Genomic DNA, 21374 nt, shown 5'->3' on the forward strand with positions numbered 1-21374 from the left:
CTCCCCGGTGCGTCCCACTGCGCAAATAGGATTTCCCCACGAATAAGGTGTACGGGGCCGACCGCCGCCTTGATCACAGGAGCCCCGTGTCCCGCAGCCGCCTCGCCCTCGCCGTCGCGTCCGCCGCCCTGCTGGTGTCGGCCACCGCGGCCTGCGGTGACGCCGGCGGGCTGCGCGGCGCGGGCCCCACCCCGACCGCGGTCAGCCCGGCCCGGCTCTGGCCGCAGCTGCCGCCGGCCTCCAGCCCTGCCTGGGACCTCGACGAGGCGGACACCGAGACGATCAAGGGCGTCACCGTGCCCGGCGACGACATCCGCGCGGTCGACCCGACGGCGATCGTCCGCGCCGAGATCGCCGCGAGCCCCGGCGACTACGACGGCGACAAGGCGCCCTACCGCGACACCGCCCGCGGCATGGCCGACTGCGCCGAGCACGGCACCGGCGGCACGGGCGCCGCCGCGAGCCGCTGCCCCGTCCTCCAGCCGTACTACCGGGACCTGACCGGCGACGGGCGCCCCGACCTGACCCTGGGCTTCCGGCTGCTGCCCGGCGACCTCACCGCCGTACGCGTCTACACCGTCGACAGGCACCGGCTGCTGCGGGTGATGTCCTGGGAGGACGCCGTGAGCGCGGTCGAACTGGCCGGGCGGTCGGTGATCATCCGTTCGCCGTCCGACCTCGCCGGGTACGAGTACCGGCTCCAGTGGACCTGGGACGCCGAGCAGAAGGCGATGCTGCTCACCCACGACGAGATGCTGCGCTCGGACGGCCGCGGGCCCGTGCCCGGGAAGCCCGCACCGTCCCCGTCGGCGAGCGGACGATGAGACCCGCCCTCCCCCGGTGGGCCGGCACGCTGGCGGTGAAGGCGGCCGTCTTCATCACCGTCATGTGCTGCGCGCTCGCCGCCCTGCTCGGCGTGCTGGTGCACGTCCAGGTCACCGACCAGACCGTCGGCCAGGCCCGTGAACTGGCGCTGTCCCGGCTGACGGACGCGACGGAGGCGTACGAGGCCGGGGATTCGCTGCTGCCCGGGGCCGGGGTGGACCCCGAGGGGCTGCCCCCGGCGCTGCGGGAGCTGGCGGCGGCCGGGGAGCGCGGCACCATGGTCGCCGACCACCGCGGGCGGCCCACGATGTGGGCGGCGGGCCCGGCCGACGGCGGGCGGGCGCTGGCCGTGGCCGTCGACTACGGGCAGCAGGCGCGCACCATCGAGGGCCTGGACAGCGCGATCCTGTGGTCCTCGGCGCTGGCGATCGGGGCGACCCTGGTGGTCGGGGCGATCGCGGTGACCCGGGTGACCCGGCGGCTGCACACCACCGCGCGGGTCGCCCGGCGGATCAGCGCCGGGGACCTGGACGCGCGCGTGGACGACCCCCGCACGAAGGATCCGACGCGGCCGCAGGACGAGGTGGCCGCGGTCGCCGTCGCGCTGGACTCGATGGCGTCCTCGTTGCAGGGCAAGCTGCTGAGCGAGCAGCGCTTCACCGCCGACGTGGCGCACGAGCTGCGCACCCCGCTGACCGGGCTGCACGCGGCGGCCGAGCTGCTGCCGCCGGGCCGGCCGACGGAGCTGGTGCGCGACCGGGTGGCGGCACTGCGCACCCTCACCGAGGACCTGCTGGAGATCTCCCGCCTGGAAACCGGGCGGGAGCGGCTGGAGCTGGACACCGAGGAGCTGGGCGCGCTGGCCGGGCGGGTGGTGCGGGCGTCGGGGGCGGACACGGAGGTCCGGATCGTGCGGGACGCGCGCGTGGAGACGGACCGGCGGCGGCTGGAGCGGGTGCTGGGCAACCTCGTCGCCAACGCGCACCGGCACGGGCGGGCGCCGGTGGTGCTGACGGTGGACGGGCCGGTGGTGACCGTACGGGACCACGGGGACGGGTATCCGCAGTACCTGGTGGCGCACGGGCCGCAGCGGTTCCGTACCGAGGGCGGGGCGAAGGGGCACGGGCTGGGGCTGACGATCGCGGCCGGCCAGGCGGAGGTGCTGGGTGCCCGGCTGACGTTCGCGAACGCGCCGGGCGGCGGGGCGGTGGCCACGCTGACGCTGCCCGGGACGCCTCCGGCCGGGGACGCCCTCCCCGATGGCGCAGTGTGACGGGCGGCCGGCGCGGACCGCTCCTAAGGTGGCGATCAGTCAGCTTCGCCGCCTGCATGGAGGTAGCCGTGCCCCTGCGCCGTACCCTCACCCGCCTCGCCATAGCCGGCGGCGCGGGCGCCCGTGCCTCCGCGGTCGCCGTCACACCCGCCGGCGCGAGCGTCGACGGGGTGGGCGGCAGCGGGAGCGGCAGCCGCGCTCCGCGTCCGTACGAGGGCGTCGTCGCCGCGAAGACACCGCTGCCGCGGGACGCGGCGAACCGGGGCCGCAAGGCGATCGGGTCCGCCGGGCGCGGCGATGTCGTCACGGTCCTCTGCGAGGCCACCGGCCGGGCGATCCCGGGCGGCTTCCAGCGGTACCGCCTCACGAGCGGCGGCTGGAACGGGGCCTCGGCGCGCCCCGTCCGCGACCTCGGGCCGTCCCCCCGGCGATGCTGACCCGAAAATCCGTCCAAGGCTCACAAGGAGCCCCCTTTGGGTAAGTTCCGGACATGACGTCAGCCGGAGCCGAAGCCATCACCCGGGCGACCGACGCACCGGCACCCGAGGTACGCCTCCCCCGGCGCCGCGGCATCGAACTCTCCCTCATCCTCCTGGCCGTCCTGCTGTCCGTGTACGGCTACTGCGCCGCCGGGTTCGCCAGGACCGGCGCGATCCCGCCCGGCGCGGCCGGCTACGGCGCCGGGCTCGGTGTGCTCGCGCTGCTGGCGCATGTGACGGTACGGCTGCGCGCCCCCTACGCCGACCCGCTGCTGCTGCCCATCGCCGTGCTGCTCAACGGGATCGGCCTGGTGCTGATCCACCGGCTGGACCTGGAGACCCCCGGCGACCGGGCGGCACCCACGCAGCTGGTGTGGTCGACGCTCGGGGTGGCCCTGTTCATCTTCGTGGTGGCCGCGCTGCGCGACCACCGGGTGCTCCAGCGGTACGCGTACGTGAGCGTGGTCGCCGCCCTCGCCCTGCTGACGCTGCCGATCTTCTTCCCGGCGGTCAACGGCGCCCGCATCTGGATCCGGATCGCCGGATTCTCCATCCAGCCGGGCGAGTTCGCGAAGGTGCTGCTCGCGGTGTTCTTCGCCGCGTACCTGGCGGCCAACCGCACGGCGCTGGCGTACGCGGGCCGGAGGATCTGGTGGATGCAGCTGCCCACCGGGCGGGTCCTCGGCCCGATCGTCGCGATCTGGCTGCTGAGCGTCGGCGTCCTGGTCCTCGAACGCGACCTCGGCACCTCGCTGCTGTTCTTCGGCCTGTTCGTCGTCATGCTCTACGTCGCCACCGGCCGCACCGGCTGGATCACGGTCGGCCTGCTGCTGGCCTCCCTCGGCGCGGTCGCCGTCGGCTGGCTGGAACCGCACGTGCACAGCCGGGTCGAGGACTGGCTGCACCCGTTCGCGTCGATCGAGGCGGGCCAGGGGCCCAACCAGCTCGCCCAGTCGCTGTTCTCCTTCGCGGCCGGCGGCATGCTCGGCACCGGCCTGGGCCTCGGCCACTCCGTCCTGATCGGCTTCGCCGTGAAGTCCGACTTCATCCTGGCGACGGCCGGCGAGGAACTGGGCCTGGCCGGCCTCTCCGCCCTCTTCCTGCTGTACGGGCTGCTGGTGGAACGCGGCTACCGGGCGGGCCTCGCCCTGCGCGACCCCTTCGGCCGCCTCCTCGCGATCGGCCTCGCCTCGATCGTGGCGCTCCAGGTCTTCGTGATCGCGGGCGGGGTGACCGGGCTGATCCCGCTGACCGGTATGGCGATGCCGTTCCTGGCCCAGGGCGGCTCGTCGGTCGTCACCAACTGGGCGATCGTGGCGCTGCTGATCCGGGTGAGCAACTCGGCGCGGCGCCAGTACGACGGGAAGGCGGCACCGTGAGAGACGAGGTGGTCCGGTGAGAGGCGGGGCGGAGCCGTCCGGACGCGAGGTGGTCCGGTGAGACGCGAGGTGGGCCGGTGATGAGCCGTCACATCCGGCACGCCGCCGTCTTCTGTGCCCTGCTCCTGGTGGCCCTCCTGGTCAACGCCGCCCGCGTCCAGGTCGTCCGGTCCGCCTCCTACGACGACAACCCGGCCAACCGGCGTCCCGCCATCGCCCGTTACGGCCAGCCCCGGGGCGACATCCTGGTCGGCGGCGAACCGGTCACCGGCTCGCGGGACAGCGGGGAGCAGCTGCGCTACGAACGCGCCTACCGGGACGGGCCGTTGTACGCGCCGGTGACCGGCTTCTCCTCGCAGAAGTACGGGACGACGCTCCTGGAGCACGCCGAGGACGGCATCCTCTCCGGCACGGACCCGCTGCTCTCGCCGTTCCCGCTGTGGAACGACGTCACCCGCTCCCGGCCCGCCGGCGGGAACGTGGTGACGACCCTCGACCCACGGGCCCAGCGGGCGGCGTACCAGGGGCTCGCCGGACGCAAGGGCGCGGTGGCGGCGGTGGAGCCGGTGACGGGACGGATCCTGGCGCTGTTCTCGGCACCGTCGTACGACCCCTCCCTGCTGTCCGGCAACGGCCCGACGGCCCAGGAGGCGTGGGCGCGGCTGACCTCCGACCCGGACCGGCCGATGCTGAACCGGGCGGTGCGGCAGACGTATCCGCCGGGGTCGACCTTCAAGGTGGTGACCGCGGCGGCGGCGCTGGACGCGGGCGTGATCAGGGGTCTGGACGAGCCGACCGACTCGCCCGACCCCTACACCCTGCCCGGGACGACGACGAGCCTGACGAACGCGTCCGAGGGGTGTGAGGACGCCTCACTGCGGGAGGCGTTCATGTGGTCGTGCAACACGGTGTTCGCGAAGCTCGGCGTGGACGTGGGTTTGACGGACATGAGGGCCACGGCGGAGGCGTTCGGCTTCAACGCGGCGGACGTGCGCATCCCCTTCTCCGTGGCGCGGAGCACCTTCGACACCTCGCTGGACAGGGCGCAGCTGGCGCTCTCCTCGATCGGGCAGTACAACACGCGGGCCACTCCCCTCCAGATGGCGATGGTGGCGGCGGCCGTCGCGGGCGGCGGGCAGGTACGCGTGCCGTACCTGGTGGAGCGCACGACCCGGCGGGGCGGCGCGACGGTCGCCACGGCCGGCTCGCGTCCGGCGCGGCAGGTGATGTACCCGTCGACCGCGCGGCGGCTGCGGGAGCTGATGACGGACGTGGTGCGGGACGGCACCGGCAGGAACGCGGCGATCCGCGGCGCGACCGTCGGCGGCAAGACCGGCACCGCCCAGCACGGCATCGGCAACGCCGGGACGCCGTACGCCTGGTTCGTCTCCTGGGCGCAGGGGAACCGGGACCCGGAGCCGAAGGTCGCGGTCGCGGTGGTGGTGGAGGACTCGGCGGCGAACCGGCGGAACATCACCGGGGGCGGGCTGGCGGCGCCGATCGCACGGGCGGTGATGGAGGCGGTGCTCACCCCGTGAGACGGGGGGTTCCGGACGGGTCAGGTCCGTCATACCTTCTCGCTCATGACTGACGCCGCCGCTCCTTTCGAACTCGCCCAGGTCAACATCTCCCGCCTCAGGTTCCCGCTGGACTCACCGGAGTTGAAGGACTTCGTCGACGCCCTCGACCCCGTCAACGCGGACGCGGAGGCCGCGGACGGTTACGTGTGGCGGCTCCAGTCGGAGGGCGGCGACGCGACGGACATCCGCGTCTTCGGCGACGACTGGCTGATCGTCAACATGACGGTGTGGCGGGACGCCGACGCCCTGACCGCGTACATGTACCAGGGCCGCCACCGCGAGATGCTCGCCCGCCGGCGGGAGTGGTTCGAGCGGGTCCGGGAGGCGATGACGGCCCTGTGGTGGGTCCCGGCCGGCCACCGCCCGACGGTCGCGGAGGCCGAGGCCCGGCTGCTGCACCTGCGCGCCCACGGCCCGACGCCGTACGCCTTCACGCTGCGGACGTCGTTCCCGGCGCAGGGCGCGGAACCGGTCAGCTTCGAGCTGCCCGAGGACCTCGGGTGTTCGGCCTAGCGAGGTCCAGCCAGTAGGGCCGGGCCCACTGCGGCCGGTTGTGGCCGCAGTCGATCTCGTTGCCGTCCGCGTCCCCGACGTAGGCGGACGCGGCGGCGATCACCGTCACCGTGCCCGGCTCGTGCTCCACCTCGAAGAGACCGTCGTCCCGCGGGCCGGTCGCCCACACCACGAAGGTCTCGCCGGGCATGAGCCAGTGGTCGCTGCCGTACGGTTCGAGGACGAGCTCCAGCAGTTCCTTGCCGGTGTTGCGCACGCGCAGCACCGGCACCGGCGCGTCATGCGTGGCCGTCATCGGTGTTCCCCTCCCCCGGGCAGTGGTTCCCGCCGCCGCAGCCAGTCGGCCGGTACGGCGTCGACGCCCGTGCGGGCGGCCACGATACCGCCGGTGATCGCGCAGGTGGTGTCCACGTCACCGAAGCCCTCGGCCGTGGCCCACAGGGCGGAGACGAGGTCGTCGGGGTGGCGGGCGGCGGTCCAGACGGCGAAGGGGACGGTGTCGTCGGCGCGGATGCGCTGACCGTTGCCCAGGACGTCGGAGGCCTTCCAGGGCTCGGTGGTGACGGGGAGTCCGGCGGCGCGGGCGAGTCCGTCGCGGGTGGCGCTGTCCGGGGTCAGGGACACGACCTCGGCGACGCTCAGCCGGCCCCGGGCCGACAGCGCGGCCGCCACCGCCACGGCGACCGCGCCGGCGATGCCCTCGGGGTGGGCGTGGGTGACCTCGGCGGACCGGGTGGCCTGCTCGACGACCCGCCGCAGGTCGGCGTGGAACCAGGCGCCCAGGGGCGCCACCCGCATGGCGGCGCCGTTGCCGAGGCTGCCTTCTCCGCCGAACAGCTCGCGTGCCAACTCCGGCCAGCGGTCCGGCTCCCGGCACAGGCGGGGCAGCAGGTCGTGCATGCCGTGGCCGTAGCCGCGGGCCGGGTCGGCGGCGTGACCGAGCGCGAAGGCGTGGGCCAGCTCCCGCTGCCGTACCTCGCCGTACCGGTCGAGCACCCGGAACAGGCCGAGGGCCATCGCGGTGTCGTCGGTCCAGTGCCAGTCGGGCTCCTCGGGGGTACGGCGGGCGCGGATCTCCTCGTACGCCTGCCGCCGTTCACGGAAGAGCGGGAACCAGCGTTCGCCGAAGGCGTCCCCGAGGGCCAGTCCCTCCAGGCTGCGGCGCGCGGCGGCACGGTGCGGGCCGGTCGCTGCTGCGGTGCTCACTCGGTCTCCCCCCGACGGCTCACAGACCGGCAAGTCTCCCACGGCGCACCCCGTGGACGCTCGGTCAACAAGTCGTGCGCGAGGGATTGACGGGCTTGCTGACAAGCAGTCTCATAAGAGCCATGACGACCCTCACGGAAGCCGACGCGCTCGACGGACTGCGCGACGCGCTCGGCGCGCTCAAGGACCGGGAGCAGGTGGCCGAGCGGCTCCTCGCCTCCTCCGCCAAGCACTCCTTCGACCCGGACGAGGAGCTGGACTGGGACGCGCCCTTCGAGGAGGGCAAGTGGTTCTGGCCGCCGGAGCTGGTGTCGCTGTACGACACGCCGCTGTGGAAGCGGATGAGCGAGGAGCAGCGGATCCTGCTGTCCCGGCACGAGGCGGCGGCGCTGGCCTCGCTCGGCATCTGGTTCGAGATCATCCTGATGCAGCTCCTCGTCCGGCACATCTACGACAAGGCGGCGACGAGCGCGCACGTGCGGTACGCGCTGACCGAGATCGAGGACGAGTGCCGGCACTCGAAGATGTTCGCCCGGCTGATCGCCCACGGGGACACGCCCTGGTACCCGGTGAGCCGCGTCCACCAGAACCTCGGCCGCCTCTTCAAGACGATCTCCACCACGCCCGGGTCGTTCACCGCGACCCTGCTCGGCGAGGAGGTCCTCGACTGGATGCAGCGGCTGACCTTCCCCGACGAGCGGGTCCAGCCCCTGATCCGGGGCGTCACCCGCATCCACGTGGTGGAGGAGGCACGGCACGTGCGGTACGCCCGCGAGGAGCTGCGCCGCCAGATGGTGACCGCGCCGAGGTGGTCCCAGGAGTTCACCCGCGTGACCTCCGGGGAGTTCGCCCGCGTGTTCTCCGTCGCCTTCGTCAACCCCGAGGTCTACACGAACGTCGGCCTGGACAAGCGCGAGGCCATGGCCCAGGTGAAGGCCAGCGGCCACCGCCGGGAGGTCATGCAGAACGGCGCCAGGCGACTGACCGACTTCCTGGACGACATCGGGGTGCTGCGGGGCGTGGGACGACGACTGTGGAAGTCGTCGGGACTGCTGGCCTGACCTCGTCGTCCGGGCCGCCGGGACGGCGCGCGGAGGGGGGCGGGCGATTACGCTGCACGTCATGACGCCCGCCGCCCCCGCCTACCGTCGCCTCAGCGTCGAGGAGCGTCGCAGTCAGCTGCTCGACGCGGCGCTGTCCCTCTTCGCGCACCGCGTCCCCGAGGACGTCTCGCTCGACGACGTGGCGGAGGCGGCCGGAGTCTCCCGGCCGCTGGTCTACCGCTACTTCCCCGGCGGCAAGCAGCAGCTGTACGAGGCCGCGCTGCACTCCGCCGCCGAAGAGCTGCGGCACTGCTTCGACGAGCCCCACGACGGCCCCCTCCTCCCCCGTCTCGCCCGCGCCCTGGACCGCTACATCGCCTTCGTCGACCAGCACGACGCCGGCTTCAGCGCCCTGCTCCAGGGCGGCAGCGTCGTCGAGACCTCCCGCACGACCGCCATCGTGGACGGCGTACGGCGGGCCGCGGCCGAGCACATCTACAGCCACCTCGGCGTGGCCGCCCCCGGCCCCCGGCTGCGGATGACCGTCCGGATGTGGATCACGGCCGTGGAGGCGGCCTCGCTCATCTGGCTCGACGAGGACAAGCAGCCGCCCGCGGAGGAGCTGCGGGACTGGCTGGTGGAGCAGTTCGTCGCCGTCCTCACGGTGACCGCGGCGCGCGACCGGCAGACCGCCGACGTGGTGCACGGTGCGCTCGCCGCGGCGACCTGATCGACACTGGTGCCGTGAAGAGCGAAGACACCCCCTTCGAGGGCGGCCCCATGGACGGCCGTAGCCTCCCGGTTCTGCTGGGCCCGACCGGCCGGCCGCCGAAGACATACCGCATCCCCGTCCCCGACGCGGCCGGCGGTCCGCCGACCGTGCTGGTCTACCGGCGCGTGCCCCGGGGGCACGGCGGGAGGCTCGGGCTCTCGCAGGGCTGGAAGTACGCCTACGACCCGGAGGGGCGGGCCGGTGGCCGGCTGAAGTGGCCCTGGTCGAAGCCCGACGCCACGCCGGGCGGCACACGGGATGACGCCGACGGGTGATCCTGTTGCGCCGAACCGCGCAGGCCTGACGCACGCCCCGGCACCCACCCCTGATGCTCGCCCTGCGGGGTGGAGGGGCCGCCCCGCACCGGAGGTGATGACGTGTCAGGAAGGCTGCTGCGTCTGGTCTGCACGGTCTGCACGACGGCGCTGGCCACCCAGGCCCTGCTGACGCCGGGGACCGCCGTGGCCGTACCGGAACCCCCGGAGCCCGGCGAGCGGTCGGTGGCGGCGCTGCTGACGGACCTTCAGCGGCTGTACCGGAAGGCCGAACAGGCCACCGAGGCCTACAACGCCACCGAGGAGAAGCTGAAACGGCGACGGGCCGAGGCGGACCGGCTCAACGCCGCCCTGGCGAGGACCCGCCTGTCGCTCGAGGAGAGCCGGGGCGCCGCCGGGCGCCTGGCCCGGCAGCAGTACCAGAACAGCACCGACATCTCCCCCTACGTACGGCTGCTGCTGGCCCGCGATCCGCAGCACGCCCTCGACCAGGGGCACGTGATCGGCCAGTTGGCGCGGGAGCGGGCCGAGACGGTGGGGCGGCTGGAGGGCGGCGAGCGCAGGGCGGACGGGCTGGCCCGCCGGGCGCGCGCCGCACTGGACGCACAGCTCACCCTCACCGAACGCCGGAAGAAGGAACGCGACGCCGTGCGCAGCCGCCTCGACGCCGTGCAGAAACTCCTCGCCTCCCTCACCGCCGGCCAGCTCACCGCCCTCGCCGCGCTCGAACGCGACGGCGTCGCCAAGGCCCAGAGGACACTCACGGCCTCGGGCGCGCTGAGCGCCGACCGCACCCCCTCCCGGCAGGGCGACCGGGCGGTGCGCTACGCCGTACGACAGCTCGGCAAGCCGTACCAGTGGGGCGCGGAGGGCCCCGCGTCGTACGACTGCTCGGGCCTGACGTCGGAGGCATGGCGTGCCGCCGGGTCACCGATTCCCCGCACCAGCCAGGAGCAGTGGGCGCGGCTGCCGAGGATCCCGCTGGACGAGCTGAGACCCGGCGACCTGGTGATCTACTTCCCCGACGCCACGCACGTGGCGATGTACGTCGGCGGGGGAAGGGTGGTCCAGGCCCCGCGCACCGGAGAGAAGATCAAGATCTCACCTGTCGCGTCCCACCCGATCCTGGGAGCCGTACGCCCGGACCGGCCCGCCGCGGGGGCGCGGGACTGAGACACCGTGCGGCTCCGCCACGCGGGCGCGAGCGGCCACGGACGAGCCGCGGCCGCCGGACACCGCACACCCCCGCGGCGATCAGGTTCCGGTGACCGAGGCCAGATAAGCCGCCGTCTTCTCCGGCTCGTAGAAGAAGTTCTCGAAGTCCGCCGGGTCGTTGAACGCGTTGGCGACACGATCAGCCACCGGCTGGAGCTGCCCCGCGGCGCCCAGCAGGTTGATGATGTGCTCCGGCGGCGGGGCCAGCATCGCGTTGGTCCACTTGGTGACGTGCCGGGCGGTGTCCCAGTACCGGTCGAACGTGGCCCGCATCCACTCCTCGTCGAACTCCTTCTCCCCGTGCTCGAGGATGGAGGCGAGGTACGCGGCCGCGCACTTGGACGCCGAGTTGGACCCCTGGCCGGTGATCGGGTCGTTGGCGACGACCACGTCGGCGACGCCGAGGACCAGGCCTCCGCCGGGGAGGCGGCCGATCGGGTTGCGGACGGTGGGCGCGTAGCGCCCGGACAGGGTGCCGCCGGCGTCGGTCAGTTCGACCTTGGTGGCCCGCGCGTACTCCCAGGGCGTGAACTTCTCCATGAGCTCCAGGGTCAGGGAGAGGTGCTCCGCCGGGTCCTTGACCCCGTTGAAGACGTCGAGCGGGCCGCCGGGTATGCCCTCCCAGAAGAGGATGTCGGCGCGGCCGGAGGTGGTCAGCGTCGGCATGACGAACAGCTCGCCGACCCCGGGGACCAGGTTGCAGCGGACCGCCTCCATGTCCGGGTGCTCCGGGCGCGGGCCCATCCCGTGGACGTACGCCACGGCCAGGGCGCGCTGCGGCTCGCTGTAGGGGGACCGCTCCGGGTCCCGGGCGAACATCTGCACGAGCTCGCCCTTGCCGGCCGAGACCAGGACGAGGTCGTAGGCGCGGGAGAAGTAGTCGAGGTCGGAGACGGCCGCGCCGTGGATCACCAGCTGGCCGCCGCGCTGCGCGAAGGTCTCCATCCAGCCGGCCATCTTCACCCGCTGGTCGACCGACTGGGCGAATCCGTCGAGCCGGCCCACCCAGTCGATCGCGCGCTGTGTCGGGCCCGGGTCGTGCGAGCCGGGGGCCGCCACCGAGACGCCGAGTCCTTCGATCTTCGGGGCCTGGGACTCCCAGAAGTTGAGCTGGAGGTCGCGCTCGTGCTGGAGGGCCGTGTGGAACATGCACTGCGTCGACATCACCCGGCCGGAGCGGATCTCGTCCGCGGTCCGGTTGGACATCAGGGTGACCTCGTACCCGTGCGACTGGAGTCCGAGGGCGAGCTGGAGACCGGACTGACCGGCTCCGACGACGAGTATCTTCCGCATGCGGGTGGTTCTCCTACTCGGGGGTTTCGTCGAGCGCGTGGCCCACCAGGGCCAGGAGGGTCTCGATCACGGAGATCCGGCGGCGCGCATCCATGATCATTACAGGTATGTGCGGGGGGATCGTCAATGCCTCCCGCACGTCCTCCGGCTCGAACAGCTCACTGCCGTCGAAGTGGTTGACCGCGACGACGTACGGCAGTCCGCAGCTCTCGAAGTAGTCGAGTGCCGGGAAGCAGTCCTTCAGGCGGCGGGTGTCGGCGAGGACGACGGCGCCGATCGCGCCGCGCACCAGGTCGTCCCACATGAACCAGAACCGCTGCTGGCCCGGCGTGCCGAACAGGTAGAGCACGAGGTCGTCGTCGAGCGTGATGCGGCCGTAGTCCATGGCCACCGTGGTGCTGACCTTCTCCGGGGTGCCGGTGAGGTCGTCGGTCTCCTCGCTGGCCTCGGTCATCAGCGCCTCCGTCTGGAGGGGCGTGATCTCCGAGACGGTGCCGACCAGGGTGGTCTTGCCCACGCCGAAGCCACCGGCCACCACGATCTTCGTGGCGACGGGGGCCCGGGTGCGGTCCGTCTGCCAGGGCCGCAGGTGTTCCTCGTCCTCGGGGACGACGTCGAGGAACGGGGACACGCCGAAGGAGGGGTCGGCGTCAGAGACGACGGAGTCCACTCAGCACCCTTTCCAGCAGAGCGCGGTCGGGACGGCCCGTACCGTGACCGGTCCCGGTGCCGTACACACGGATCTTTCCCTGGTCCGCGAGGTCGCTGAGGAGCACCCGGACCACGCCGAGCGGCATCTTCAGCAGCGCGGCGATCTCCGCCACCGTACGCATGCGGCGGCACAGTTCGACGATGGCCCGCAGCTCCGGCATCACCCGGGAGCTGAGGGAACCGTTCGTCAGTTCCTTGCGCTCCTCGGGCGCCTCGAGTTCGGCTGTGGTCGCCACGAACGTCTCGACGAGGAGGACGTGACCGAAGCGGGTACGGCCGCCGGTCAGCGAGTAGGGACGCACGCGGGCGGGCTTGCGGTCGCCGCCGCGGACGGGGAGCTGCCCGTGGTTCCCGGGCCGCGTACTCATCGCATGCTCCCCGTCGTCTCGGTCTCCAGGGACTTCCGTAGCTCGCTGCGGAGTTCGGGGGTCAGGACGTGGCCGGCGCGGCCCACGAACAGCGCCATGTGGTACGCCACCACGCTCATGTCGCAGTCGGCGGAGCCGTGGACGCCGAGCAGGGAGCCGTCGCTGATCGACATCACGAAGAGGCTGCCCTCGTCCATGGCGACCATCGTGTGTTTGACGCCGCCGAACTCCATGAGCTTGGCGGCGCCGATGGTGAGGCTGCCGATGCCGGAGACGATGGTGGCCAGGTCGGCGGAGGATCCGCGCGGGCCGGTGGGTTTGGCTCCCCTGGCCTGCCGGGCCGCGTCGTTGCGGCCGGCGTCCGAGGAGAGCAGGAGCAGGCCGTCGGAGGAGACGACCGCGACGGACTGGATACCCGGTACTTCCTCCACGAGGTTCGTCAACAGCCAGTGCAGGTTACGGGCTTCACTGCTCAGTCCGAAGGTACTGGGCGCGGTCAACTGCTTGCCTCCTCGACTGTGCCCCCCGTGTCTTCTTCGGCGTGTGCGTGTGCTTCTCGAGCGGACGGTGCCTTGTTCTGGCCCGTCCGCTCGGCGATCTCGACTTCTACGTCGTGGTACCCGGCCTCCGCCCCCCGGCGGAAGCCGCCCAGGCGGCGGCGGAGGGCTTCGGCGTCGACGGAGCTGGTCCGCTGGCGCGGGGCGTGGGCGGGTGCGGTGATCTTGGGTGTGCGTTTCGGGAGGCCCTTGTCGGTGACGATGTCTTCCTGTTCGTCGGGGACGCGGGCGTGTTCCGCCTCGGCTTCGTCTTCGGCGGGTTCGTCTTCCCCCGCACCGTCCGTGGTGTCCTCGCCGCCGACGGCCGCGGGTGGGTGGTCGTGGTCGTTCGCGTCGTCGTCTTCGTGGTCGTCTGCCTGCGGCCGGTGGTCGGCGGGCGCCGGGCCGTCCGAGGGCGACCGGTCCTCGTTCTCCGGTACCCCGTCCGCTTCCTCCTGCGGGATCAGGAGTTCCATCGTCGTCTCGGCCGGTGCCTCCGACGCCGCCTCGTCCACGGCCTTCTCGGCCAGGGCGACCAACGGGTCGCCGGTGCCCTTCGGACGCCCCGGCAGGACGTTGGAGTTGGCCTCCGCGTCCGCGCCGGGGAGGGAGAAGCCGTGGGCGGTGGAGGAGGCGGGCGCGGCCGTCGGGATCGCGGCGGCCGGGGCGGTGGCGAGCAACGAGGTGGGGACGACGACGACCGCGGCTATCCCGCCCTGCTTCTGCTCGCGCAGCTGCACCCGCACCCCGTGCCGGTGGGCGAGGCGGGCGACGACGTACAGGCCGAGCCCGAGTCCCTCTTCGCCCTCCTGGTCGTAGGGGGTGTCCGGATCGAATTCGGTGAGCCGGGTGTTGAGGCTGGTCAGCCGCTCCTCGGTCATGCCGATGCCCTCGTCCTGGACGGAGAGCATGACCTCGCCGTTCTCCAGGAGCCAGCCGGAGACCTCGACGGGCAGGTCCGGCGGGGAGAACGACGTGGCGTTCTCCATGAGTTCGGCCAGGAGGTGGCTCAGGTCGTCGGCGGCGAAGCCGGCCACGTGCGCGTGCGGGGGGAGCGCGGAGATGCGGACCCGCTCGTAGCGTTCGATCTCGCTGACCGCCGCCCGGACCACGTCCACCAGCGGGACCGGGCCCGGGTGCTGCTGGACGTGCTCCGTGCCCGCCAGCACCAGCAGGTTCTCGCTGTGCCGGCGCATGACCGTGGCGAAGTGGTCGAGCTTGAAGAGGGTGGACAGGCGGTCGGGGTCCTGCTCGCGCTCCTCCAGGCCCTCGATGACGGCGAGTTGGCGTTCGACGAGGCCGAGGGTGCGCAGCGAGAGGTTGACGAAGGTGCCGCTGATGCTGGAACGCAGCCGCTCCAGACGGGCGGCGGCGTCGGCGAGTTCGGCGCGCAGCTCCTCGCGGGCGTCGGCCATCTTCTGGCGCTGTCCGACGAGGTGCTTGCGGTCGGACTCCAGGGTGGTGACGCGCTCGTGCAGGGCGACGGCGTGCTCGTGCAGGGCGTTGACGGAGCGGACGACCTGGGCGAACTCGTCGTTGCGGCCGGTGAACGCGACCGGCTCCTCGGCGGCCGGGTTCTCGGCGCCGGCCAGCCGGGCGGAGCCGAGGCGCAGGACGGCCAGCGGGCGGGTGAGGCTGCGCGCCATGGCGGTGGCGACGCCGACGGCGACCAGCATCAGGGCGCCGAGGAGGGCGATGCGGATCTCCAGCGCGGTGACGTCGTCGTCGCGCAGCTGGGCGAGGTCCTTGGTGCGGCGGTCGTAGAGGGAGGCCTCGATGCCGCGCATCAGGTCGACGCGGGCGGAGAGCGCGGCGTCCAGCTTCTTGGTGCTGGTGTCGAGCTCGCCGTTGCTCAGTTTCGGCTGGTCGGTGAGGGTCGCCAGGTACTTCTCGGCGGTCTCGACATCGCCGCCGGTGAGCGTGGAGTCGTAGGAGTCGACGACCGGCCGGGGGGCGCTCTCCCGGAAGGCGGTGAGGGCCGCGTCGGAGCGCAGCCGGGCCTGCTGGGCGGCGGCGGTGAGGGCGTCGCGCTGCTTGGTGTCGGCCGCGGAGGAGACGGTCTCGGTGGACGACAGGCCGGTGACGGGGTCGTAGACGCTCTCGGTGGACGTCGGCACGTTCAGCGCGGCCAGCAGCAGTCCGCGGGCCGCGGCGGCCTGCTGGACGGCGGTGTCGAGGTCGGCGAGGGCGTGCGCGCCGGAGCCCGCGCGGGGCGGCATCTGCTCGGCGAGCCGCTCGGCGAGCCCGTGCAGCGCGGTGATGGCGGCCGAGTACGCCTGGTGCGCCTCGAGCGGCGTGCTCTTGCCGGTGAGGGCGGCCTGGCGGACCGACGCTATGCCGTCGAGGTCCTCGCGGAGCGCGGCGGGCGTGTCGGTGTCGGCGGTCAGCTCCCGCACCTGCCGGTCCACGCGGGCGCTGCTCTCCCCGGAGGGCGCCTCGGCCTTGGTCCGGCCGGCCGCGACGTAGGTGGTGACCTCGTCGCGCTCGTCGGCTATCGACTGGGCGAGGACGAGGGCGTCCTGGGTCTGTTCGGCCAGGGTGACCAGGTCCTGCGCGTCCTTCAACTGCCCGGAGGCGCCGAGGATCGAGGGTGCCCCGGCTCCGGCGATGGCGGCGGCCACCACGGCGACCGCGACGATGAGCCGGTTGCGTACGTGGGTGGGACGGCCCTTGCCGACAGAGGTGCGCTCCGCGCCCCCCTCGGAGGCCGTCTTCCTGCCTGTGCGCCGAGGCCGCGTCTTCTGCACCGGTGCTCGCATTCCTGTACTCGTGTACCCATGGGCCGGATGACGCTCCGTCAACTGGTGCGTACGTCCGGTACGGCTCCCGACCCTCCCAGTGCCGGTGGGCGGGGTTCGCGCATCGCCTGCCCCGCCACCCGAAGGAGTGAACATCGGAGGGGAGTTGACGAGCAAGTTCCTCTGGCGTGTGCGACGGCCTTGCGCGGGCGGCCGGTTGGACGTGGGCGGCGGGCTTTGGCAGTATTCGCCGCCACGCCTTCCCGGAGTGCTTCATTCCCACCCAAAACAGGCGTCTGACCTGCGACGGTGCGCCGACCCGGGGAGCGTTGCCAGCCTTTTGCGGAGTGTGTGAAGGGGTCGTGCAGACTGGCTGGATGCGTACGGAACTTGTGTCGGAGCCCAGTGATGGGGCCCACCCCAACGAGGACTTCGCGAGCGTCGGACTTCCCGCGTCCGGACAGGGCGGTTCGGTCGTCCTGCTGGACGGGGTGACGCCGCCGCGGGGCGGCACGGGCTGTCTGCATTCGGTCCCCTGGTATACCGCGCGCCTGGGTGGCGCCCTGACCGAACTGACCGTTTCACTCCCGGATGTTCCCCTGGCCGAGGCACTGGCCCGCGCCATCGCTCGTACCTCGGACGCCCACGCGGGAACCTGTGACCTTTCTCACCCGCGCACCCCACAGGCGACCGTGGTCGTCGTGCGCTGGTCCCCGGAGACGGTCGAGTACCTGGTGCTGTCCGACTCGGCCCTCCTCCTGGCCGCTCCCGACGGCACGGTCACCCCCGTCCTCGACGACCGCATCGCCCTGCTCCCGCCCGCCCTGCTGGCGAGCGAGGAGATCTGCGACGCGCGGGCCCGCAACAAGGAGGGCGGCTTCTTCACGGCCGCCGCGGACCCGGCGGTGGCCGCCCGCGCGGTCACCGGCACCGTCCCGCGCGACGAGGTGGCCGCCCTGGCCGCGCTCACCGACGGGGCGACGCGCTGGGTGGAGAAGTTCCGCGAGGGCGACTGGGCGGACCTGTTCACCTACGTCCGCAAGGAGGGCCCGCGAGCGCTGGTGGAGCGCGTGCGGGAGCTGGAACGGGCGGACACCGGGCGGGCGTTCCTGGGCCGCGGCAAGAGGCACGACGACGCGTCGGCGGTGTTCGTGGAGCTGTGAACCCCGGTGCGGACCGCTACTTGGCCATGCCCTGGTTCAGCTGGTGGAGCAGCCGTGCCAGTTCCGCCACCTCCCCGCGGTCCCAGTGCGCGAGCTGGCTGACGTACCGCGCGCGGCGGGCCTCGCGGACCCGGCCGACCCGGGTGCGGCCCTCCTCGGTCAGGTCGACCAGCCAGGCGCGTCCGTCCGCCGGGTCCGGCTCGCGGGCGATCAGGCCGAGCTGCTCCAGGGCGCGCAGCTGGCGGGACATGGTGGCCTTGCCGACGCCGATGTAGCCGGCGAGCTCGGTGGCGCGCTGGCGGCCGCACTCCTCCAGCCGGACGAGCAGGCCGTACGCCGCGGGCTCCAGGTCCGGGTGGACCTCGCGGGCCATCTCCCCCTGGTTGGCGCGGGCACGGCGCAGCAGCACCGTCAGCTCCCGCTCCAGGGACAGGAACTCCCGGTCCACACCTGTCGTCGACGTCTCGGGTGCGCTCCCGCGTCCGTCGCCGTTTCCGTCCTCGTGCACGTCAGCGCTCCTGATCCGGTTCCCCTGGTGATTCTACGTGCGTAGCTGTTCACCCGACGGAGAACGGTGGCATGCCCATGCCGAGGTTGCGAGTCGGTTCGCTGCCCGGCGCGCCTCGGATCGCCGCCCGGCCGCGCGCCGGATCGTCACTCGTCCGTCCGGTGGAGGCCCGCGCCCCTCACGGGACCCGGGCCTCCCTCATCCGGTCGCGTCCGTCACGCCGCCACCGGAACCTCCGGCGCCGCGCCGTTCGTGGCCGGCGCGAGGGCCAGCTCCAGGACCTGGCGGACGTCGGTGACGGTGTGGACGTCGAGCTTGTCCAGCACCTCCGCCGGGACGTCGTCCAGGTCGGGTTCGTTGCGCTTCGGGATGATCACGGTCGTGACCCCGGCCCGGTGTGCGGCGAGCAGCTTCTGCTTCACGCCGCCGATCGGGAGGACCCGCCCGGTCAGGGAGACCTCGCCGGTCATCGCCACGTCCGTACGGACCAGACGTCCGGACAGCAGGGACGCGAGGGCCGTCGTCATCGTGATGCCGGCGCTCGGGCCGTCCTTGGGGACCGAGCCCGCCGGGAAGTGGATGTGCACGCCCCGGTCCTTCAGATCGCCGACCGGCAGTTCCAGCTCGGCACCGTGCGAGCGCAGGAAGCTCAGCGCGATCTGCGCCGACTCCTTCATCACGTCGCCCAGCTGGCCCGTCAGGGTCAGGCCCGCCGCGCCCGTCTCCGGGTCGGCCAGCGACGCCTCGACGTACAGGACGTCACCGCCGGCCCCCGTGACCGCGAGGCCCGTCGCCACGCCCGGCACCGCGGTGCGCCGCTCGGCCGGGTCCTGGGCGGACTCGGGCACGTGGTGCGGCCGGCCGATCAGGCCGCGCAGATCGCCGTCGCCGACGGTGAACGGCAGCTCCCGCTGGCCCAGTTCGTGCTGGGCGGCGATCTTGCGCAGCAGCCGGGCGATGGACCGCTCCAGGTTGCGCACGCCGGCCTCGCGCGTGTACTCGCCGGCCAGCTTGCGCAGCGCGCCCTCGTCGAGCGTCACCTCGTCCCGGTCCAGGCCCGCCCGCTCCAGCTGGCGCGGGAGCAGGTGGTCGCGGGCGATGACGATCTTCTCGTCCTCGGTGTAGCCGTCGAGCCGGACCAGCTCCATGCGGTCGAGCAGCGCCTCGGGGATGGCCTCCAGGACGTTGGCGGTGGCGAGGAAGACGACGTCCGACAGGTCGAGTTCGACCTCCAGGTAGTGGTCGCGGAAGGTGTGGTTCTGCGCCGGGTCCAGCACCTCCAGCAGGGCCGCCGCCGGGTCGCCCCGGAAGTCGGAGCCCACCTTGTCGATCTCGTCGAGGAGCACCACCGGGTTCATCGACCCGGCCTCCTTGACGGCCCGGACGATCCGGCCGGGCAGCGCGCCGACGTACGTGCGCCGGTGACCGCGGATCTCCGCCTCGTCGCGGACGCCGCCGAGGGCGACGCGGACGAACTTGCGGCCCATGGCGTGCGCGACGCTCTCGCCCAGGCTGGTCTTTCCGACGCCGGGCGGCCCGACCAGGGCCAGTACGGCACCGCCGCGCCGTCCGCCGACGACACCCAGGCCCCGCTCGCCGCGGCGCTTGCGCACCGCCAGGTACTCGGTGATCCGCTCCTTGACGTCCTCCAGGCCCGCGTGCTCGGCGTCGAGGACCGCCTTCGCGCCCTGGATGTCGTAGGCGTCCTCGGTCCGCTCGTTCCACGGCAGTTCGAGGACGGTGTCCAGCCAGGTCCGGATCCAGGAGCCCTCGGGCGACTGGTCGCTCGCCCGCTCCAGCTTGTCGACCTCCTTGAGGGCGGCCTCGCGGACCTTCTCGGGCAGGTCGGCGGCCTCGACGCGGGCGCGGTAGTCGTCGGACTCCTCGCCCTCCTTCTCGCCGTTGAGCTCGCGCAGTTCCTTGCGGACGGCTTCCAGCTGACGGCGCAGCAGGAACTCGCGCTGCTGCTTGTCGACGCCCTCCTGGACGTCCTTGGCGATGGTCTCGGCGACGTCCTGCTCGGCGAGGTGGTCGCGCAGTTGCTGGGTGGCGAGCTTCAGACGGGCGACCGGGTCGGCGGTCTCCAGCAGCTCCACCTTCTGCTCGGTGGACAGGAAGGGCGAGTAGCCGGAGTTGTCGGCGAGGGCGGAGACGTCGTCGATGGCCTGGACGCGGTCGACGACCTGCCAGGCGCCGCGCTTGCGCAACCAGGCGGTGGCGAGCGCCTTGTACTCCTTGACCAGTTCGGTGACGTGGCCGGGGAGCGGCTCGGGCACCTTCTCGTCGAGCCTCGTGCCCTCGACCCACAGCGCGGCCCCCGGGCCGGTGGTGCCGGCGCCGATCCGCACCCGGCCGCGGCCGCGGATCAGGGCGCCCGGGTCACCGTCGGCCAGCCGGCCGACCTGCTCGACCGTGCCGAGCACGCCGGTGGACGCGTACGTGCCGTCGATGCGTGGCACCAGGAGGACCCTGGGCTTTCCGGGCTCCGACCGGGCGGCGGCCTGGGCGGCCTCCACCGCGGCGCGCACATCGGCGTCGTTGAGGTCGAGCGGAACCACCATCCCGGGCAGCACGACCTCGTCGTCGAGCGGCAGCACAGGCAGGGTGAGCGGTGTGAACGCTGTGGACTCAGCAGCCATGATCTCCCCTTAGGCAGTCAAGTTGAGTTATGCCGACTCAATGCGCGAGGGCCTGTCGGATGTTCCCGGAAAGGCCGTCCGTTCGCTGTGGGCGATCACAGGGCCGGGACGGAAGGCTTGCCCCTACCGTCAGCCAGTAATGAATGCAGACCGCTTGCAGCCATTACATGGAGGACTATATGGACCGTTTCGTACAGGCGTGGGTGGACGGGTGGGTCGTGTCGCGCGGGGCCGCGCCGCCCGTGGACGAGCCGTGGGGCTGCACGATCGACGTGGGAACGGGAGCCCAGCACGTCACCCGGCACGTCCTCGGGGCGACGAACGACGCCGTCGAGGAGGCGACCGTCCGGACCGTGGCGGGCGCGGTGACCGGGGCGGGCGTGTGGCTGAAGGTGTTCGCCGATCCGTCCGTCGTCCGGGGCTGGCTGGGGCCGGGCTGGTGGGTCGACCCCGAACCCGGCCACCTCATGTCGGCGCCGCTGACGGACGCCCCGCCCGGCCGCGTCCCCGACGGCTACCGGCTGCGCACCTGGTCGCGCGGCGGCGTGACCCGCACGATGATCGCCGCCCCGGACGGCTCCCTGGCCGCGCGCGGGCAGATCGCCCCGACCGGCGCGACGGCGGTCGTCGACCAGATCGAGACGTCCCCCGCACACCGCCGTCGCGGACTCGGCACCCTCGTCATGCGGACGCTTCAGCGCGCGGCGGTCGGACAGGGCGCCCGCACCGGCGTCCTGGGCGGGACACCGCAGGGGCGGGCGCTGTACGAGTCCCTGGGCTGGCGCGTCGAGTCGCCGTTGACCAGCGCGAGGTTCACGGGAACGGACGCCTGAGGGGCGCACCGCCCGGCGCCGCCAC

At 73.0% G+C, this 21374-nt stretch carries 21 protein-coding genes; 12 read left to right on the forward strand and 9 right to left on the reverse strand.

Annotated elements, in window-relative coordinates:
* Window positions 1–86: 86 nt before the first annotated feature.
* The 6 genes from ACF1A1_RS13750 (at window position 87) to ACF1A1_RS13775 (ending at window position 6049) form a co-directional block, all read left to right on the forward strand.
* Window positions 87–824: a hypothetical protein gene (locus ACF1A1_RS13750; RefSeq protein ID WP_391999671.1), complete on the forward strand. Its 738-nt coding sequence runs from the start codon at window positions 87–89 to the stop codon at window positions 822–824.
* Entirely contained in the window at window positions 821–2098 is a 1278-nt protein-coding gene (locus ACF1A1_RS13755; RefSeq protein WP_391999673.1) for an ATP-binding protein, read from the forward strand. The genes ACF1A1_RS13750 and ACF1A1_RS13755 overlap by 4 nt, the downstream gene beginning before the upstream one ends.
* Before the next feature lie 68 nt (window positions 2099–2166).
* Complete coding sequence (locus ACF1A1_RS13760; protein ID WP_391999674.1) at window positions 2167–2535, forward strand: SH3 domain-containing protein; 369 nt, start codon at window positions 2167–2169, stop codon at window positions 2533–2535.
* A gap of 53 nt (window positions 2536–2588) precedes the next feature.
* Window positions 2589–3956 carry an FtsW/RodA/SpoVE family cell cycle protein gene (locus ACF1A1_RS13765; RefSeq protein ID WP_391999676.1) on the forward strand — a complete coding sequence of 456 codons (1368 nt, stop codon included), beginning with the start codon at window positions 2589–2591 and terminating at the stop codon, window positions 3954–3956.
* An 80-nt stretch (window positions 3957–4036) separates the two neighbouring features.
* Window positions 4037–5494: a penicillin-binding transpeptidase domain-containing protein gene (locus ACF1A1_RS13770; protein WP_391999677.1), complete on the forward strand. Its 1458-nt coding sequence runs from the start codon at window positions 4037–4039 to the stop codon at window positions 5492–5494.
* A gap of 45 nt (window positions 5495–5539) precedes the next feature.
* Entirely contained in the window at window positions 5540–6049 is a 510-nt protein-coding gene (locus tag ACF1A1_RS13775) for a DUF3291 domain-containing protein (protein ID WP_391999679.1), read from the forward strand.
* Here ACF1A1_RS13775 and ACF1A1_RS13780 read toward each other — a convergent pair.
* Together ACF1A1_RS13780 and ACF1A1_RS13785 are read right to left on the reverse strand one after the other, a co-directional pair.
* The gene (locus ACF1A1_RS13780; protein WP_391999680.1) at window positions 6009–6344 is read right to left on the reverse strand and encodes a hypothetical protein; all 336 of its coding nucleotides are present in this window, start codon (window positions 6342–6344) and stop codon (window positions 6009–6011) included. The two genes, ACF1A1_RS13775 and ACF1A1_RS13780, sit on opposite strands and share 41 nt — an antisense overlap.
* On the reverse strand, window positions 6341–7255 hold the full coding sequence (locus tag ACF1A1_RS13785; protein WP_391999682.1) for an ADP-ribosylglycohydrolase family protein: 915 nt from the start codon (window positions 7253–7255) through the stop codon (window positions 6341–6343). Before ACF1A1_RS13785 ends, ACF1A1_RS13780 begins: the two co-directional genes overlap by 4 nt.
* A 122-nt stretch (window positions 7256–7377) precedes the next feature.
* Between ACF1A1_RS13785 and ACF1A1_RS13790 the strand changes: the two genes are divergently transcribed.
* The 4 genes from ACF1A1_RS13790 to ACF1A1_RS13805 all read left to right on the forward strand — a co-directional run bounded on the left by ACF1A1_RS13790 (window position 7378) and on the right by ACF1A1_RS13805 (window position 10518).
* Complete coding sequence (locus ACF1A1_RS13790) at window positions 7378–8316, forward strand: diiron oxygenase (protein ID WP_391999683.1); 939 nt, start codon at window positions 7378–7380, stop codon at window positions 8314–8316.
* A gap of 61 nt (window positions 8317–8377) precedes the next feature.
* Window positions 8378–9028, forward strand: a complete 651-nt coding sequence (locus tag ACF1A1_RS13795; RefSeq protein WP_391999684.1) for a TetR/AcrR family transcriptional regulator — start codon at window positions 8378–8380, stop codon at window positions 9026–9028.
* Window positions 9029–9042: 14 nt separating this feature from the next.
* Window positions 9043–9345: a hypothetical protein gene (locus ACF1A1_RS13800; RefSeq protein ID WP_391999686.1), complete on the forward strand. Its 303-nt coding sequence runs from the start codon at window positions 9043–9045 to the stop codon at window positions 9343–9345.
* A gap of 102 nt (window positions 9346–9447) precedes the next feature.
* Window positions 9448–10518 (forward strand): NlpC/P60 family protein, encoded by a 1071-nt coding sequence (locus tag ACF1A1_RS13805; RefSeq protein WP_391999688.1) that lies wholly within the window; start codon window positions 9448–9450, stop codon window positions 10516–10518.
* Between the two features lie 81 nt (window positions 10519–10599).
* Here the strand turns inward: ACF1A1_RS13805 and ACF1A1_RS13810 are convergent, their stop codons facing one another.
* Genes ACF1A1_RS13810 through ACF1A1_RS13830 form a run of 5 tightly spaced genes read right to left on the reverse strand, consistent with a single transcriptional unit; the run spans window position 10600 to window position 16215 of the window.
* Window positions 10600–11853, reverse strand: a complete 1254-nt coding sequence (locus ACF1A1_RS13810) for a styrene monooxygenase/indole monooxygenase family protein (protein ID WP_391999689.1) — start codon at window positions 11851–11853, stop codon at window positions 10600–10602.
* Window positions 11854–11866: 13 nt separating this feature from the next.
* Window positions 11867–12523 (reverse strand): ATP/GTP-binding protein, encoded by a 657-nt coding sequence (locus ACF1A1_RS13815; protein ID WP_391999690.1) that lies wholly within the window; start codon window positions 12521–12523, stop codon window positions 11867–11869.
* Window positions 12504–12932, reverse strand: coding sequence for a DUF742 domain-containing protein (locus tag ACF1A1_RS13820; protein ID WP_391999691.1), 429 nt, complete (start codon window positions 12930–12932; stop codon window positions 12504–12506). Before ACF1A1_RS13820 ends, ACF1A1_RS13815 begins: the two co-directional genes overlap by 20 nt.
* On the reverse strand, window positions 12929–13432 hold the full coding sequence (locus ACF1A1_RS13825; protein ID WP_391999692.1) for a roadblock/LC7 domain-containing protein: 504 nt from the start codon (window positions 13430–13432) through the stop codon (window positions 12929–12931). The genes ACF1A1_RS13820 and ACF1A1_RS13825 overlap by 4 nt, the downstream gene beginning before the upstream one ends.
* On the reverse strand, window positions 13429–16215 hold the full coding sequence (locus ACF1A1_RS13830) for a nitrate- and nitrite sensing domain-containing protein (protein WP_391999693.1): 2787 nt from the start codon (window positions 16213–16215) through the stop codon (window positions 13429–13431). Before ACF1A1_RS13830 ends, ACF1A1_RS13825 begins: the two co-directional genes overlap by 4 nt.
* A gap of 368 nt (window positions 16216–16583) precedes the next feature.
* Here ACF1A1_RS13830 and ACF1A1_RS13835 point away from each other — a divergent pair, with 368 nt between their 5' ends.
* On the forward strand, window positions 16584–17369 hold the full coding sequence (locus tag ACF1A1_RS13835; protein WP_391999694.1) for a protein phosphatase 2C domain-containing protein: 786 nt from the start codon (window positions 16584–16586) through the stop codon (window positions 17367–17369).
* Between the two features lie 16 nt (window positions 17370–17385).
* Here ACF1A1_RS13835 and ACF1A1_RS13840 read toward each other — a convergent pair whose 3' ends face one another.
* A complete protein-coding gene (locus ACF1A1_RS13840) occupies window positions 17386–17877 on the reverse strand; it encodes a MarR family winged helix-turn-helix transcriptional regulator (protein WP_391999695.1) in 492 nt (163 codons plus the stop codon).
* A gap of 215 nt (window positions 17878–18092) precedes the next feature.
* A complete protein-coding gene (gene lon, locus ACF1A1_RS13845) occupies window positions 18093–20516 on the reverse strand; it encodes an endopeptidase La (RefSeq protein ID WP_391999697.1) in 2424 nt (807 codons plus the stop codon).
* 179 nt (window positions 20517–20695) lie between these two features.
* Here lon and ACF1A1_RS13850 point away from each other — a divergent pair, with 179 nt between their 5' ends.
* Window positions 20696–21349, forward strand: a complete 654-nt coding sequence (locus ACF1A1_RS13850; protein ID WP_391999699.1) for a GNAT family N-acetyltransferase — start codon at window positions 20696–20698, stop codon at window positions 21347–21349.
* Window positions 21350–21374: the final 25 nt, after the last annotated feature.

The organism is Streptomyces sp. NPDC014995, from assembly GCF_043080745.1.
Lineage (GTDB): Bacteria > Actinomycetota > Actinomycetes > Streptomycetales > Streptomycetaceae > Streptomyces.

Bases quoted from the DNA above. Each gene is read 5' to 3' on its own strand.
- ACF1A1_RS13755 (WP_391999673.1), top strand. From the start codon at position 821: ATGAGACCCGCCCTCCCCCGGTGGGCCGGCACGCTGGCGGTGAAGGCG.
- ACF1A1_RS13765 (WP_391999676.1), top strand. From the start codon at position 2,589: ATGACGTCAGCCGGAGCCGAAGCCATCACCCGGGCGACCGACGCACCG.
- ACF1A1_RS13770 (WP_391999677.1), top strand. From the start codon at position 4,037: ATGAGCCGTCACATCCGGCACGCCGCCGTCTTCTGTGCCCTGCTCCTG.
- ACF1A1_RS13775 (WP_391999679.1), top strand. From the start codon at position 5,540: ATGACTGACGCCGCCGCTCCTTTCGAACTCGCCCAGGTCAACATCTCC.
- ACF1A1_RS13780 (WP_391999680.1), bottom strand. From the start codon at position 6,344: ATGACGGCCACGCATGACGCGCCGGTGCCGGTGCTGCGCGTGCGCAAC.
- ACF1A1_RS13790 (WP_391999683.1), top strand. From the start codon at position 7,378: ATGACGACCCTCACGGAAGCCGACGCGCTCGACGGACTGCGCGACGCG.
- ACF1A1_RS13795 (WP_391999684.1), top strand. From the start codon at position 8,378: ATGACGCCCGCCGCCCCCGCCTACCGTCGCCTCAGCGTCGAGGAGCGT.
- ACF1A1_RS13810 (WP_391999689.1), bottom strand. From the start codon at position 11,853: ATGCGGAAGATACTCGTCGTCGGAGCCGGTCAGTCCGGTCTCCAGCTC.
- ACF1A1_RS13820 (WP_391999691.1), bottom strand. From the start codon at position 12,932: ATGAGTACGCGGCCCGGGAACCACGGGCAGCTCCCCGTCCGCGGCGGC.
- ACF1A1_RS13835 (WP_391999694.1), top strand. From the start codon at position 16,584: ATGCGTACGGAACTTGTGTCGGAGCCCAGTGATGGGGCCCACCCCAAC.
- lon (WP_391999697.1), bottom strand. From the start codon at position 20,516: ATGGCTGCTGAGTCCACAGCGTTCACACCGCTCACCCTGCCTGTGCTG.
- ACF1A1_RS13850 (WP_391999699.1), top strand. From the start codon at position 20,696: ATGGACCGTTTCGTACAGGCGTGGGTGGACGGGTGGGTCGTGTCGCGC.